The sequence below is a fragment of the Mycobacterium sp. Root135 genome (assembly GCF_001426545.1).
Classification (GTDB): Bacteria; Actinomycetota; Actinomycetes; order Mycobacteriales; family Mycobacteriaceae; genus Mycobacterium.
This window is the reverse complement of record NZ_LMEZ01000008.1, coordinates 310,477-325,486: the sequence shown is the minus strand read 5'-3', so window position 1 is coordinate 325,486 and position 15,010 is coordinate 310,477. Positions and strand designations below refer to the sequence as shown.

Genomic DNA, 15,010 nt, shown 5'->3' with positions numbered 1-15,010 from the left:
AAACGCTAGCCGCTGGCTGCGGGTACCGCCGGGGTATCGGCAGGTCTGCCCTTCAGACCACGCCAGAACAGGTTGATCATCAGCTCCGCGGCCTCGTGGACTCCGGCGTCACCGGTGCTGACCCGGGTGGCCACCGCCTCGCCGGCACCCACCAACGCGACGGCCATCATGTCGAAGTCGGTGTCCGGCTCGGGGTTGCGCGTTCCGGACTGCAGCAGCCTGCCGACGAGGTCGACGATGCGCTCGCGGCCTTCGCGCACGGTGTGGGAGAACGCCTGCGAGCTGGTGGCCTGGGTGTACAGCACCATCCACGACGCCCGATTGGTGTCGATGTAGCTCAAGAACGCGACCACCGCGTTGCGCAACAGTTCCCGCGCGGGCTGGCTGAAGTCGATCTCACCGCGGACGGTGTCGACGAACCGGGCCAGCTCCCGGTCGAGGCACGCGCCGAACAGCTCTTCCTTGGAGCCGTAGTACAGGTAGAGCATCGGCTTGGAGATCTCGGCCTGGGCGGCGATCGCGTCCATCGACGTCTCGTGATAGCCGTTCACCGAGAACATCTGAACGGCAGCGTCGAGCATCTGCTGCTCGCGCACCGCGCGCGGCAATCGCTTCGTTCCACCTGCCATCAGGACAGACTAGGCAATCGGACGGCGTTCAGCCTCCGCAGAGGGGACTCTTCCCCTTCAGCGCCGCGATTCGCAGCACCGAGGCGTCGACCCTCTTCGGGTCCAACTCGCCGGCGGTGACGGCGGCCTCGAGCGCGTCGAGCACCCCGGGGACCTCGTCGGTGGTGATCCACAGCGCGATGTCGGCGCCCGCCTGAAGTGCCTTGAGGGCGGCCTGCGCGACGGTGTAGTTCTGGTTGATCGCGCCCATGCTGGAGATGTCGTCGGTGAACACCACGCCGTTGAACGGCAGGCCGCCGTACCCGCCGGTGCGCAGCAGGTCATAGGCGGCGGGGTTCAGGCTCGCCGGGTCGGTTCCGGTGAGCCCTGGCACCTGCATGTGGCCGACCATGACCGCGGTGCCGGGCAGCTGCGCCAGCTCGCGGTACGGCACCAGGTCGTCGTTCATCAGCTCCGACAGCGGCGGTGTGACGACGCCACCCTCGTGCGAGTCGCCGGACGCGTGACCGTGACCGGGAAAGTGCTTCAGCACCGGCGTCACTCCGGCTTCGAGCAGTCCTCGCGCATAGGCGCCGGCGTACTCGGTGACCTTCTGCGGGTCGTCGCTGAAGGAGCGGTCGCCGATCACGGTGTCGTCGCCCTGGTCGGACACGTCGGCGTCGGGCGCGAAGTCGACGGTGATGCCCAGGTCCTTCATCGCCTTGCCGCGCGCCAGCGCGATGTCGTGGACGTCGGCAGGCGTCACCGTCTTGCCGAGGACGCGGGCCGACTCCTGGACCCCGATCAGGCTCTTCAGTCGCGAGACCCGGCCACCCTCTTCGTCGGTGCTCACCGCCAGCGGCAGCGGGCCCGCCGCGGCGGCGATCTCCTTGAGCGGATCGCCGAGCATCGTCAGATCGGTCCAGCTGCCGATCATGATGCCGCCGACGTGATCGTTGGCCACGACCGCTCGCGCGTCGTCGGCGCCCGTGACGCCGACCATCAGCAGCTGGGCGAGCTTGTCGCGGGTCGACATCGCCGCCAGCAGCGCGTCACCCTCACCGCAGACGGGTGGTTCCGCGGCGGGCAACGGGGTGGGGCTCGGAGTCGACGACGGGGCGGTGGCTGTCACGTCGCGGTTCTTGACGAAGTACACGCCAGCCACCACGACCCCGGCGATGACGAGCACCGCGAGAACGATCGACACGACGGTCTTCCGCTGGCTTGAACCCGTCGAGTCATCTCCTGCGGTACGACCCAACGGCATGGGGCGAATCGTAGCGGCTGGGTAATCTCCGGGGCATGCCGCTGCGATCCGGGGACGTGTTCGCGGGGTACACCGTGGTTCGCCAACTCGGCGAGGGCGCCAGCGGCACGGTGTACCTGACCGCGCATCCGCGGCTCCGCCAGGACGCACTTCGGGTGCTGCCCGCCTCCGTGTCCGCCGACCCTCAATTTCGGGCCCTATTCCACCGCCGCGCCGACATGGCTGCGACGCTGTGGCACCCACACGTCGTCGGCATCCACGAGCACGGCGAGTTCCAGGGACTGCTGTGGCTGTCGACGGACTTCGTGGACGGCACCAACGCCGGCGCGTTGGTGCGCGACCGGTACGACACCGGCATGCCCGCCGATCAGGTCCTCGACATCGTCACCTCGATCGCCGACGCGCTCGACCACGCGCACGCCCGCCGGTTGGCCCACGGCGACGTCACGGCGGCCAGCATCCTGCTGACCAACGAGCCACGCCGACGGGCGCTGCTGACCGACTTCGGCGTTCCCCGGGGCGACGACGACGCCAGAACCGACCAGTACGGCCTCGCCGCCACGGCCTACCACCTGCTGAGCGGTACACCGCCGAACGGCCGCCCGCTGGGAGAGACCCGGCAGGATCTGGCCGCCTACGATCCCGCGTTGCTGCGGGCGATGGCAGCAGACCCACGGCAGCGATTCGACGCGTGCCTGGACTTCGCGGCCGCGCTGCGCGACGCCGCCACCGCGGCCACCCAAGCCCAGCCGATCGTCGACCCCGCAGCCCACGCCCCGACCGAACACCTGGCCAACCCGTCGACCGGGTCCGGCCTGCCCGAGGTCTTCGTCGCCGCGTGGTCGGCCGAGGAACCCGACCCCTTGGCCGACGTGGGCCCCGAGGTCGATCCCGAATTCGCGCCCACGATGGCCGCCAGTCAGCTGGCCGACCCGTCGTACCCGCAAGAGCCGATGTTCGACGAGCGCAGGTTCGAGGAGCCCGCGTTCGACGAGCGGGAGTTCGACGAGCCGCCGGCCTCGGGGCACGGCCGGATCTGGGCCTTCACCGGAGTCGCAGCGCTCCTCGCCCTCGTCGTCGTGCTCGTGGTGCTCGTCGTCCGCGGCGGGGGCGACGACAAGACCGGACCGGATGCTGCCGCGCCGTCGTCGAGCGTCGCGGCGCCGTCCACTCCGGACGACGCCCCGATCACCGGCGTAGGCGGCCGGCCAAGGCCAGCCGAGATTCGGGGTGCCGACCCCACCGGCGAGGACTGCGAGGGCGGTTTCCAGATCACCGGTCAGGCCGGGTGGGCCAGCCAGGGTGTGCGCGGCAGTCCCGCCGCCACCTGCTCCTTCGTCGGAAGCGTTCTGAAGGCCTACTGGGACGCCGCCGACCCCAGCCGCGAGCCGCGCTCCGTCGTCGCCGCCGGGGCGATCCCCTGCGCGGAGGGCGCCGCGTGCGTTGGCGACGACTTCTTCGTCACCTGTTCGGCAGAGGGTGCCGACCCGTGGATCACCTGCCGCGGCGGCCGCGGCGCGGTCGTCATCCTCTACTGACGTCTAGTCCGGCGGGCCGCTCCACACGTTCACCAGGCACTCGACGCCGCGTCGTCGGAGCCAGCTGCTCTCGCCCTCGGCCATGACGTCGTCGGCCCGGGCCCGCACCTCGGCGAGCACGTCGGCCCCGTCGTCGACGTCGAGTGCGCGCCGCAGCGCCTCGAACTGGGCGGGCGGCACCGTCACGACGTACTCGTAGGCGTGGCCCGGGGTGCAGAAGGCCCGTCGATCGTCGCCGTGGAACTCCAGCGCACCGCCGACCGCGTAGCCGACGGTGACGACGCAGGAATCGCTTCTCCAGAACGGCTCGGACATCTCCCGAGTGTGACCGAGTGCTACCTTGGCCGGGTGGATCGGTTCCTGTTGCCAGCTGCTGCCAGCATCGTCGTTGGGCTGTTGCTTGGTGCGGCAGCCATCTTCGGGGTGACGCTGATGGTTCAGCAGGACACCAAGCCGCCGCTGCAGGCGGGCGACCCGGGGTCCTCCGTGCTCAACAGGGTCGAGTACGGCGACCGGACTTAGTTCCTGCCCGCCTCACCCACTCCCCTGTCCGTCGAACCGCTGAGCCGTCGCTGGCTGTGGCTCGTCGGGGCCCTCTCGCTCGCGCTGGTGTTCGTCCAGTCACCGGGCCGGACGTCCCCCGACACCAAGCTCGACCTGACGGCCAATCCCCTCCGATTCCTCGCCAGGGCCGCGGACCTGTGGAACAGCGATCTCCCGTTCGGTCAGGCGCAGAATCAGGCCTACGGCTACCTCTTTCCGCACGGCGCCTTCTTCCTCGCCGGTGACGTTCTCGGGCTGCCCGGCTGGGTGATTCAGCGGCTGTGGTGGGCGCTGCTGCTGGCGGCGGGGTTCTGGGGCGTCATCCGGCTGGCCGAGACCCTCGGCATCGGCAGTCGCAGCTCACGGGTGATCGCCGCGTTGGCGTTTGCACTGTCCCCCCGGGTGCTGACGACGCTCGGCGCGATCTCCTCGGAGACGCTGCCGATGATGTTGGCGCCGTGGGTGCTGTTGCCGGTGGTGCTCGCAATGCGGGGCTCCGGAGCCGGGCTGCCGGCGACATCGGGCCACGGAGCCGGGCTGCCGGCGACATCGGGCCAGCACAGCGTGCGCGTGCTGGCGGCGCGGTCGGCCTTGGCCGTTGCGCTGATGGGCGCGGTCAACGCGGTGGCGACCCTGACGGCGTGCTTGGCGGCGCTGATCTGGTGGGCGGCGCATCGTCCGAATCGGCTGTGGTGGCGGTTCACCGGCTGGTGGGCGTTGTCCGGGGTGCTTGCCGTGACGTGGTGGGTGGTCGCGCTGCTCATGCTGGGCCGGATCAGCCCACCGTTCCTCGACTTCATCGAATCCTCCGGCGTGACGACGCAATGGCTGTCGCTGGTGGAGGTGCTGCGGGGCACGTACAGCTGGACACCGTTCGTCGCACCGAACGCGACCGCGGGGGCGTCACTGGTGACGGGGTCGGTCGCCGTGCTGGCGACGACGTTGGTCGCGGCGGCCGGGCTGGCCGGCCTTGCCCTGCGGTCGATGCCGGCCAGGGGCCGGCTGATCTCGATCCTTCTGGTCGGCGTCACGCTGCTGGCGGTCGCCTATTCGGGCGGGCTTGGCAGCCCGTTCGCTCACTACGTGCAGACGTTCCTGGACGCCGACGGCACCCCGCTGCGCAACGTGCACAAGCTGGAGCCGCTGATCCGGCTGCCCCTGGTGTTGGGTGTCGCGCACCTCCTGGGCCGCATCCCGCTTCCCGGCAGTGCGCCGCGCCGCGAATGGCTGCAGGCGCTGGCCCATCCCGAACGCGACAAGCGGGTCGCCGTCGGCGCCGTCGTCCTGGTCGCCCTGACGGTCGCCACGTCGCTGGCGTGGACCGGGCGGTTGACCCCGCCTGGCACCTTCACCGCGATCCCCCAGTACTGGCACGACGCCGCGGACTGGCTCGACGAACACAATTCACCCGACCCCGGTCGGGTGCTGGTGGTTCCCGGCGCGCCATTCGCCACGCAGACATGGGGCAACAGCCACGACGAGCCACTGCAGGTGCTCGGCAACAGTCCGTGGGGGGTGCGGGACTCCATTCCGCTGACCCCGCCGGAGACCATCCGCGCATTGGATTCGGTTCAGCGGTTGTTCGCCGCAGGCAGGCCGTCGGTCGGTCTCGCCGACACCCTTGTCCGCCAAGGCATCTCGTATCTGGTGGTACGCAACGACCTCGACCCCGAGTCGTCACGGTCGGCTCGCCCGCTGTTGGTGCACCGCGTCGTCGACGGATCTCCCGGGCTCACCAAGGTGGCGCAGTTCGGCGAACCGGTCGGCCCCGGCACGTTGAAGGGTTTCGTCACCGACAGCGGGCTGCGGCCGACGTATCCGCCGGTGGAGATCTACCGCGTCGACGGCGGCAAACCGTTGCGCCCCTACCTCACCGACGTCGACGCGATGGCCCGGGTGGACGGCGGCCCTGAGGCGCTGCTGCGCATCGACGAACGGCGCAGGCTGCTTGGCCAGCCGCCGCTGGGGCCGATGCTGCTGACCTCCGATGCCACGGCGGCCGGGCTGCCTGCGCCCGTCGTCACCGTCACCGACAGTCCGGTGGCCCGCGAGACGGACTACGGCCGGGTCGACGACCATTCGTCGGCCGTTCGCGCGCAAGGGGATTCGCGGAACACCTTCAACCGCGTGATGGACTATCCCGCGGGCGGCGCCGGCATCGTCTACGGCCGCTGGCCTGGCGGCAAAATCACGGTGTCGAGCTCGGCGGCGGACTCCACCGCGCTGCCCAACGTAGCCCCGGCCGCGGGCGCAGCTGCGGCCGTCGACGGTGACCCCGCCACCAGCTGGGTGTCGAACTCACTGCAATCCGCTGTTGGGCAATGGCTTCAGGTCGACTTCGACCACCCCATCACCAACGCGGCCGTCAGCATCACCCCCAGCGCGACCGCCGTCGGCGCGCAGGTGCGACGCATCGAGATCTCGACCGCGACCGGCACCAGCACCCTGCGCTTCGACCAGGCGGGCAAGGCGCTCTCGGCACCGCTCCCGATCGGCGAGACGCCGTGGGTGCGGTTCACCGCGGTGGCGACCGACGACGGTTCGGCAGGCGTCCAGTTCGGCATCACCGACTTCACCGTCACCCAGTACGACGCGTCGGGTTTTGCCCAGCCCGTCAGCCTGCGGCACACCGTCGACGTGCCGACACCGCCCCCGGGTTCGGCTGTCGCACAGTGGGATCTGGGATCCGAACTGCTCGGCCGCCCCGGATGCGCCGACGGACCGGACGGCGTGCGATGCGCGGCGACCATGGCGCTGTCCCCCGAGGAACCGGTCAACCTGAGCCGCACCCTGTCGGTGCCTGCGGCGACGACGGTCACCCCGACGGTGTGGGTCCGCGCGCGCCAAGGTCCCAACCTGGCCGACCTGATCGCCCAACCCGGCACCGCGCGCACCCTCGGGGACGCCGACGTGATCGACGTGCTCGGATCGTCGTACGCGGCGGGCGACGGTGACCCGCGGACGTCGTGGACCGCCCCGCAGAACATCGTCCAGCAGCGGACGGCGGCCAACCTGACCCTGAAGTTGCCGCGGCCGACGGAGGTGGCGGCGTTGCGGCTGACCCCGAGCCCGTCGGAGTTGCCTGCCCACCCGACGATCGTCGCGGTCGACCTGGGCAACGGTCCGCAGGTCCGGGCGCTCGGGCCGGACGGACCCCAGACCATCCGACTCACCCCGTTCGCCACCGACACCGTGAAGATCTCGATCCTCGACTGGAGCGACGTAATCGACCGCACCGCACTCGGTTTCGACCAGGTGAAGCCGCCGGGGCTCGCCGAGGTCACCGCACTCGACGGTCGTGGCGCGCCCATCGCGGCGCCCGACCCGGTCCGCAACCGCGCCCGTCCCATCGTGATGCCGTGCGGCAAGGGTCCGATCATCGGCATCGCCGGGCAGTTCGTCCAAACGTCGGTGACCACCACCGTCGGCGACCTACTCGACGGCGAACCCGTCGCCGCCAAACCCTGCGGCACGACCACCCTCTCGGTCCCGGCCGGGGAGCAGGAGTTGGTGATCAGCCCCGGCCCGGCGTTCGTCGCCGACGGGGTGCAGCTGGCCGGGCCGTTGGCCGCCGACCTGCCCACTGCCCCAATGATTCCCGCGACGACGACGCAGTGGCAGGCCGACCATCGGCAGGTCGACGTCGGCGCGTCCGACCGCCAGCGAATCCTGGTGGTGCCCGAGAGCGTCAACCGCGGCTGGACGGCGCGGACGACGGACGGCACCGCACTGACGCCGGTCACAGTCAACGGGTGGCAGCAGGGCTGGGTGCTGCCCGCGGGCACGTCGGGTCCCGTGACACTGGACTTCTCGTCCAACACGACGTACCGAGTCGGTCTCGTCGGAGGGCTGGCGCTACTACCCCTGCTGCTGCTCCTCGCGTTCCTGCCCGTCCGCCGCGTCCGCGAGCCGGACGAGGCGGCCAGCCCGTGGCAGCTGGGTCCACTCGGCGCGGGCGCGGCGGTACTCGCCGTGGGCTTCCTGGTGTCCGGGTTCGTCGGGCTGGTGGTCCTCGGCGCCGCGATCGGGTTGCGGTATCTGCTTCGCGCCCGACCGGCACGCTCCGACCGGCTGACACTCGGCCTCGCCGCGGGCGGACTGACGCTCGCGGGCGGGGTGCTCAGCAGATACCCGTGGCGCTCGGTGGACGGCTACATCGGCCACGCGTGGGGTGTGCAACTGCTCGCGCTGATCTCGCTGGCCGCGCTGGCGGCGTCGGTGGTTCCCATTTCACCGTCGCGGCGCGAGAACGTCCCTAACATCGACTGAGTGCCGTTCCTCAACACCGCGCGCGGAGCCGTCGACGTCGCCGACCTCGGTGTCACGCTCATGCACGAGCACGTGTTCATCATGACGACCGAGATCATGGAGAACTATCCCGAGGGCTGGGGTGACGGGGCCAAACGGGAGGCCGACGCCATCGTCCGGCTCAACGATCTCAAGTCCCGCGGCGTCGACGCCATCGTCGACCTGACGGTGGTCGGGCTCGGCCGCTACATCCCCCGGATCGCGCGCATCGCCGCGGCCACCGAGCTGACCATCGTCGTCGCCACCGGTCTGTACACCTACAACGACGTCCCGATGTACCTCCACTACCGCGGCCCAGGCGCACCGCTCGGCGGGCCGGAACCGATGGTTGAGATGTTCGTCCGCGACATCGAACACGGCATCGCCGACACCGGCGTCAAGGCCGCAATCCTGAAGTGCGCCACCGACGAACCGGGGGTCACACCGGGGGTGGAACGGGTGTTGCGGGCCGTTGCGCAGGCGCACCGGCAGACCGGCGTCCCGATTTCCACGCATACCCACGCGGCGACCGGGCGCGGCCTCGAGCAGCAGAGGATCTTCGCCGAGGAAGGCGTCGACCTCAGCCGCGTCGTCATCGGCCACAGCGGGGACACCACCGACATCGCCTACCTCGAGGAGCTGATCGCCGAAGGGTCGTTTCTCGGCATGGACCGATTCGGAGTCGACGCGATCCTGGGTTTCGAGGATCGGGTGAACACGGTGGCGACGATGTGCGAGCGCGGCCACGCCGACCGAATGGTGTTGTCGCACGACGCCTCTTGCTATTTCGACGCGCTTCCCGAGGCCACTCTTCCAGTGGCGCTGCCGAATTGGCACTACCTGCACATCCACGACGACGTGCTCCCCGCCCTGCGACAGCGGGGCGTCACCGAGGAGCAGCTGACCACCATGCTGGTGGACAACCCGCGGACCATCTTCTCCACCCGGGGCGGGTACTGACGTGGTCACCGGTGTCGAACCGATCAGCACTCAGGTCTCGGCGCTGGCCGCCGCCGAACCCGACGCGCCGGCGGTCACCTGTGACGGACGAATGCTGACCCGCGCGGAACTCGACGCGTCGACCAACCGACTCGCCCGTGCGTACGCCGAACGTGGCGTCACGACAGGCGATTACGTGTCGATCGCGATGCCCAACTCGATTGCGTGGATGCAGTCGGTGGTGGCGTGCTGGAAGCTGGGCGCCGTTCCACAGCCCTTGTCGGCGCGACTGCCCGACGCCGAGTTCACCGGAATCCTCGACCTGGTTCCGCGCGCACTGGTCGTCGGCCGCGCCGATCCGCGCGGCGTCGTGCCGAGCCTGCCCGCCGACTTCGTGCCCGACGCCGCCCTCTCCGACGCCCCGCTGCCCGAAGCGGTATCACCGGTGTGGAAGTCGATGACCTCCGGTGGCAGCACCGGACGGCCCAAACTCATCGAGGCGGGCGGGGACAGTCGCCTTCCCGCAGCGATCGGATTGCCGCTGGGCATGGCCGACGGCGACGTCAACCTGCTGTCGGTGCCGTTGCATCACAACACCGGATTCACCACGGCCACAGCAGGATTGCTGATGGGTCACCACCTGGTGGTGATGCCGCGCTTCGACCCGCACGAGTTCCTGCGCCTCATCGCCGAGCACCGCGTAACCTACCTGGCCACCGTGCCGACCGTCATGCAGCGCCTGCTTCCCGTCTACCGGGCCGATCCCGACGCCTACGATCTGTCGTCGGTTCGCCGATTCTGGCACCTGGCCGCCCCGTGCCCGCCGGTGGTCAAGCGGGCGTGGATCGACATCCTCGAGCCCGAGGTGGTGTGGGAGTTGTACGGCGGCACCGAACTTCAGGCGCTGACGTTTATCACCGGAACGCAGTGGCTGAGACATCCTGGCTCGGTGGGCGTTGTCGTGGCCGGTGAGATGACGGTGCTCGACGACGACGGTGTCGAGTGCCCACCCGGCGTGGTCGGCGAGATCTACATGCGCCCGGCCCCCGGCAGTCGGCCCACCTACCGCTACGTCGGCTCCACCGCGAAGAGCCGCGACGGCTGGGAGTCCCTCGGCGACCTCGGCCACTACGAGGACGACGGGGATGAACGCTTCTTCTTCCTCTCCGACCGGCGCGTCGACATGTTCACCGTGGGCGGACGCAACGTGTACCCGGCCGAGGTCGAGTCGGCACTCGCCGAACATCCGGAGATCTTGTCCTGCTTGGTCGTCGGCGTCCCGGACGACGATTTGGGCCAGGTGCCCTACGCGCTGGTGGAAGCGGCGTCACCGCTCGATGAGGCCGCAGTGCTCGCGTTTCTCCACGAACGCCTGGCTGGCCACAAGGTGCCGCGCACGGTCGAGTTCGTCGACCGGCCGCTGCGCGACGAGGCGGGCAAGGCGAGGCGGTCGGCGGTGCGCGAAGAGGTCATCGCGCGAACGCGGGCCTGGCACCCGAACTAGGCCCGCGAGTGTGGGGGTTGTGGACGAAATTCGGCCGATTCGCGTGCGTAAGCCCCACGGTCGGCGGCAGGCTAGCGCGCGACGGCAGGCTCGGGCGAATCGGTGACCGAGCTGTCCAGCGGCGTCACGTCGTGCCGCCTCTCCCACCGCCGCAACGCATTCCGACACGGCGACTCGACCAACGCATAGCTCACCGCGGCAAGGGCGAAGCCCAGCACCAACGTCAACGCCAGCACCACCGGCATGTGCCCGTTGAACGGGAACTCGCCGATCATCGGGAACACCATCGCCAGGGCCGCCAGGTGCCACACGAAAAGCCCGTAGGACCATCGCCCGAGCGTCACCATCGTCGTGCTGCCCAGGATTCGGTGCGACGTGCCAACGCGGTCCAACACCAGCGGCGCCAACAGCGCATAGGCCACCACCGCGCCCATCGAGACCTTGATGAGGAACTGCCCCAGCGTGCCGGGCGCCAGACCGGCCGGCCCGGCCATCGGCGACGCGGCCAACCCGAAGGCGGTGAGCGCGACGACCGCCATCAGGATGCGGCGGCGGGCCAGGCGGTGCGCCCACCCGACCGGGCTGACGGTCAGCTCGGCGATCAGCATGCCCGCGGCGAACCACGAGAAGAACGCGGGCGGCCACGTCAAGGGGTTCACCCCAAACGGCACGGAGAACGGGATGAGCCCCCAGGCGAAGCTGGCCAGCGCGACGCCGAGGATCGCCGGGATGCGCGCCCGCACCGGCAGCCGCCTGGCCAACAGCGCCAGCACCGGCAGCGCCAGGTAGAAGCTCACCTCGACCGACAGGCTCCACATCTGCGTCAGCCCGGAGGTCAACGTCAGCGGTACGTAGATCTGGGTCAACGTCAGGTTGGCCAACCACACGGTCAGATCGGGGTTGGACTCGGGAAACAGCAGCAGGATCAGCACCACGGCGACGACGTAGCCCGGCATGATGCGGACCAACCTGGAGCGCAGGTAGTGCCCCGTCGGCGGGGTGTGCCGAAGCCCGCGTGCCGCGGCGGCGTGACCGCGCCACAGCAGGAAGCCCGACAGCGCGAAGAACACCGCGACGGCAAGGTCGAAGCGTCCGAGCACGCGACCGGTGCTCCACGTGGTGTGCCCGGTCTGAAAGCCGACGTGGGTGATCACGACGCCGATGGCGGCGCAGGCGCGCATGCCCTCGACGGCAGGCAGGAAGCCGCGCGTGCCGGAGACACTCCCCCGGTCGCTGCGCTCCTGCCCTCCGGAGACATCACCCGGGTCGGTTTCGCGGTCGCTCACGGCCCCCAGTGTGCCCGATGACCTCGCACTCGGCGCCAGCCTCACCGCGGGCTGTTAGGGTCGAGCAGGTTTGCCCCAGCTGCCTTCGGGGCAGGTGGCGGCGTTAGTGGAGTCGTCTCAGGACGAGAAGGAGGCACGGTTTGAACCGCGCTGTAGCGCTGCGCATCGCAGCGTGCGGGCTCATGGGTCTCGGTGCCGCCCTGTTGATCGCAGCTCTGCTGCTGTCCACGTACACCAAGGGCAAGATCGCCAAGATTCCGCTCGACATCGACACCACGTTGGTCAGTGACGGCACCGGAACCGTCTTCGACCCCGACTCGCTGAACACCCAGAAGTTCGTGGTGGACAGGAACGCACCCGTCTCCTTCCAGCAGCAGATCAGCGTCGAGGCGCCGTCGAACGCCGACGTCGTCACCCTGCAGGTCGGCAACACCGTGCGCCGGACGGACAAGCAACAGGACAACGGCCTGCTGCTGGCTCTGGTCGACACCGTGACCCTCGACCGCAAGACCGCCTTGGCGGTGTCCAGCGACACCAACCCCGGCGGTTCGGTGCAGAAGCCGCGCAGCATCGACGACGCGCAGCCGCCGACCAACGTCGCGCTGCCGCACGAGGGTCTCGCCTACCGCTTCCCGTTCGACACCGAAAAGAAGACCTACCCCTACTTCGATCCGATCGCGCAGAAGGCGTACGACGCCAACTACGACGGCGAAGAGGACGTCAACGGCCTGAACACCTTCCGGTTCACCCAGAACATCGGCTACGACGGCGACGGCAAGCTGGTGGACCCGGTCAAGTACGCGTCGCTGTACGGCGACGACGCGGACAGCGTCGTCGCGGCGCGGGCCGAGCTGTGGGGGCTGCCGGGCGATCCCGACGAGCAGATCACCATGACGCGGTACTACGCGGCGCAGCGCACCTTCTGGGTCGACCCGGTCTCCGGAACCATCGTGAAGTCCCAGGAGCACGGGTACCACTACTACGCCCGTGACGCCCTCAGGCCCGAGGTGACGTTCGCCGACTACAAGGTGACCTCCACCGAGGACACCGTCGAGGCGCAGGTCGCGAGTGCCCGCGACGAGGGTGACGTCGTCGCCCTCTGGGGCCGGATCCTGCCGATCACGTTCACCGCGCTCGGCCTGCTGACCCTGGTCGGCGGCGCCCTGCTCGGCTGGTTCACGCTGCGGGCACAGTCCGCTCTGATCGACCCGGGTCTGGACGACACCGGTCACGGCTTCTTCGGGAGGCGTCCGACGGACACCGGTCCGATGCCCGCAGCCGAGGCGGCTACCGAGAAGATCCCCACTCAACGGCCGTCCGACCTGCCTCCGGACAGACCGGTCTGAGCCGTCTCAGGTGGGTGATGCCGGCGTACGCGCTGGCACTCGCCCTGGTGGTGACGGCGCCTCTGCTGGCACCGGGTTACCTGCTGCTGCGCGACGCGGTATCCACGCCCACTGCGTATCTGACCGACGCGGCCCTCGGGCTCACCGAGGCCGCGCCGCGTGCGCTGCCGCAGGACTTCTTCGTGGCGGTGGCGTCACACGTCGTCGACGGCGGCGTCGTGGTCAAGCTGCTTCTCGTCGCGGGCCTGTGGCTGGCGGGCTGGGGTGCGGCCAGGTTGGCCGACGTCGTCGTCCCCGCCGCGGGCCTGGCCGGCCAGTTCGTGGCCGCCACGCTGGCGGTGTGGAATCCGTATGTCGCCGAACGTCTCCTACAGGGGCACTGGAGCCTTCTGGTGGGGTACGGCTGCCTGCCGTGGGTGGCGGTGGCGGTACTGCGGCTGCGTGGCGGAGGGCAGGAGCGCAGCGACCCGGGAAGGGTTTTCAGCGCCACGGGCACCGGATGGGCGGTGCTGTTCTGGATCGCGGTGGCCGGGCTGACCCCGACCGGTCTGATGCTCGCGGCCACGGTCGCGCTGGCGTGCTGCGCCGCCCCTGGAACCGGGCGGTCCCGACCGTGGTGCGCGGCGGTCTCCCTCGGTGCGGCGGTGCTCGGCGCTCTTCCTTGGCTCGTCGCGCCGATCCTGGCCGGATCGCTGTCGTCGTCGCAGGCCGCCGGGGTGCCCGAGTTCGCGGCGCGAGCCGAACCTGGCCTCGGCACGTTGGGCAGCCTCGCCGGTCTTGGGGGCATCTGGAACGGTCAGGCGGTCCCCGACACCAGGACGACGCTGTTCGCGCTCGTCGCCACCGGCGTCCTTCTCCTCGTCGTCGTGGTGGGGCTGCCGACGGCGGTGCGCCGCCCCGATGCGCGTCCCCTGCTGGTGCTCGCCGCGGTCGCGGTGATCGCGCCCGCGCTGATGGCGACCGGCCCCGGGTTGGCAGCGGTGGAGGCCGTCGTCCGCGCCGTGCCCGGCCTCGGGGTGCTGCGCGACGCGCAGAAGTGGGTCGCCCTCGCACTTCCCGGTTACGCCGTGGCGGGCGCGTCGGCCGTGGTCACGGTGGCGCGCCGAGTGCCGCGGGGCGTCGCGGCCGCCGTGTGCTGCCTGGCTCTGGTCGCGGTCCTTCCCGACCTCGCCTGGGGTGTCGGCGGAAAGGTCGCCTCGGTGCGCTACCCGCCGGGTTGGACGACCGCAGCCGCGCTGGTCAACGCCGATCCGCGGCCGGTCGTGGTGCTGCCGCAGGCGAGCATGCGGCACTTCCCGTGGGCGGGTGACGCGCCCGTGCTCGACCCGCTCCCGCGCTGGGTGTCGGCCGACGTGCTGACCACCGGCGACCTCAACATTGGTGGGCGGACGGTGCCCGGCGAGGGAACCCACGCGCGGGCCGTCGAGCGTCTGGTGTTGTCCGGCGCGGGGGTTGAGGAGTTGGCCGCGGCGGGCGTCGGGTGGGTCGTCGTCGAGGGTGGCGGCGGGTCGCGGTTGTCGCTGCCGGTCGCCTTCGCCGACGACGACATCGCCGTCTACCGGGTCGGCGGCGAACGGCCCGCGGCGTCGCACCGCGGCATTGCGATCGCCGCGCACCTGGCCTGGCTGGCGGCCGTGCTGGCCGGCGCGGCCGGGATGATCGCCGCGCGGCGTAGGAGTGCGGTTCACTAGG

General features: G+C 70.4%; 11 protein-coding genes. 7 read left to right on the top strand and 4 right to left on the bottom strand.

Features of this window, described 5'->3' with window-relative positions; all coding sequences use genetic code 11:
* Positions 1-5 precede the first annotated feature (5 nt).
* Entirely contained in the window at positions 6-629 is a 624-nt protein-coding gene (locus tag ASD37_RS25210; RefSeq protein ID WP_056558037.1) for a TetR/AcrR family transcriptional regulator, read from the bottom strand.
* Positions 630-657: 28 nt separating this feature from the next.
* Positions 658-1,875 (bottom strand): glycoside hydrolase family 3 N-terminal domain-containing protein, encoded by a 1,218-nt coding sequence (locus tag ASD37_RS25205; RefSeq protein ID WP_082570402.1) that lies wholly within the window; start codon positions 1,873-1,875, stop codon positions 658-660.
* 35 nt (positions 1,876-1,910) lie between these two features.
* Between ASD37_RS25205 and ASD37_RS25200 the strand changes: the two genes are divergently transcribed.
* Positions 1,911-3,413, top strand: a complete 1,503-nt coding sequence (locus ASD37_RS25200; RefSeq protein WP_056558034.1) for a serine/threonine-protein kinase — start codon at positions 1,911-1,913, stop codon at positions 3,411-3,413.
* Between the two features lie 3 nt (positions 3,414-3,416).
* Here ASD37_RS25200 and ASD37_RS25195 read toward each other — a convergent pair whose 3' ends face one another.
* The gene (locus tag ASD37_RS25195; protein WP_056558031.1) at positions 3,417-3,728 is read right to left on the bottom strand and encodes a hypothetical protein; all 312 of its coding nucleotides are present in this window, start codon (positions 3,726-3,728) and stop codon (positions 3,417-3,419) included.
* Between the two features lie 33 nt (positions 3,729-3,761).
* On the opposite strand from ASD37_RS25195, the gene ASD37_RS25190 reads away from it, so the two are divergent.
* The 4 genes from ASD37_RS25190 to ASD37_RS25175 are packed head-to-tail and all read left to right on the top strand — an operon-like array spanning position 3,762 to position 10,686.
* A complete protein-coding gene (locus ASD37_RS25190) occupies positions 3,762-3,935 on the top strand; it encodes a DUF2613 domain-containing protein (protein ID WP_079925080.1) in 174 nt (57 codons plus the stop codon).
* Positions 3,936-3,959: 24 nt separating this feature from the next.
* Positions 3,960-8,225 (top strand): DUF3367 domain-containing protein, encoded by a 4,266-nt coding sequence (locus ASD37_RS25185; protein WP_156721086.1) that lies wholly within the window; start codon positions 3,960-3,962, stop codon positions 8,223-8,225.
* Positions 8,226-9,203 carry a phosphotriesterase gene (locus ASD37_RS25180; RefSeq protein WP_056558025.1) on the top strand — a complete coding sequence of 326 codons (978 nt, stop codon included), beginning with the start codon at positions 8,226-8,228 and terminating at the stop codon, positions 9,201-9,203. It abuts the gene before it with no gap.
* A gap of 1 nt (position 9,204) precedes the next feature.
* Positions 9,205-10,686: an AMP-binding protein gene (locus ASD37_RS25175; RefSeq protein WP_056558023.1), complete on the top strand. Its 1,482-nt coding sequence runs from the start codon at positions 9,205-9,207 to the stop codon at positions 10,684-10,686.
* 71 nt (positions 10,687-10,757) lie between these two features.
* Here the strand turns inward: ASD37_RS25175 and ASD37_RS25170 are convergent, their stop codons facing one another.
* Positions 10,758-11,867 carry an acyltransferase gene (locus tag ASD37_RS25170; RefSeq protein ID WP_082570418.1) on the bottom strand — a complete coding sequence of 370 codons (1,110 nt, stop codon included), beginning with the start codon at positions 11,865-11,867 and terminating at the stop codon, positions 10,758-10,760.
* Between the two features lie 245 nt (positions 11,868-12,112).
* Here ASD37_RS25170 and ASD37_RS25165 point away from each other — a divergent pair, with 245 nt between their 5' ends.
* Both ASD37_RS25165 and ASD37_RS25160 read left to right on the top strand, forming a co-directional pair.
* The gene (locus ASD37_RS25165) at positions 12,113-13,318 is read left to right on the top strand and encodes a DUF3068 domain-containing protein (protein WP_056558021.1); all 1,206 of its coding nucleotides are present in this window, start codon (positions 12,113-12,115) and stop codon (positions 13,316-13,318) included.
* A 14-nt stretch (positions 13,319-13,332) separates the two neighbouring features.
* Complete coding sequence (locus tag ASD37_RS25160; RefSeq protein WP_200959992.1) at positions 13,333-15,009, top strand: hypothetical protein; 1,677 nt, start codon at positions 13,333-13,335, stop codon at positions 15,007-15,009.
* Position 15,010: the final 1 nt, after the last annotated feature.

Excerpts from the sequence above, each read along its gene's own strand:
- ASD37_RS25210 (WP_056558037.1), bottom strand. The coding sequence starts at position 629 with ATGGCAGGTGGAACGAAGCGATTGCCGCGCGCGGTGCGCGAGCAGCAG.
- ASD37_RS25205 (WP_082570402.1), bottom strand. The coding sequence starts at position 1,875 with ATGCCGTTGGGTCGTACCGCAGGAGATGACTCGACGGGTTCAAGCCAG.
- ASD37_RS25200 (WP_056558034.1), top strand. The coding sequence starts at position 1,911 with ATGCCGCTGCGATCCGGGGACGTGTTCGCGGGGTACACCGTGGTTCGC.
- ASD37_RS25195 (WP_056558031.1), bottom strand. The coding sequence starts at position 3,728 with ATGTCCGAGCCGTTCTGGAGAAGCGATTCCTGCGTCGTCACCGTCGGC.
- ASD37_RS25170 (WP_082570418.1), bottom strand. The coding sequence starts at position 11,867 with ATGCGCGCCTGCGCCGCCATCGGCGTCGTGATCACCCACGTCGGCTTT.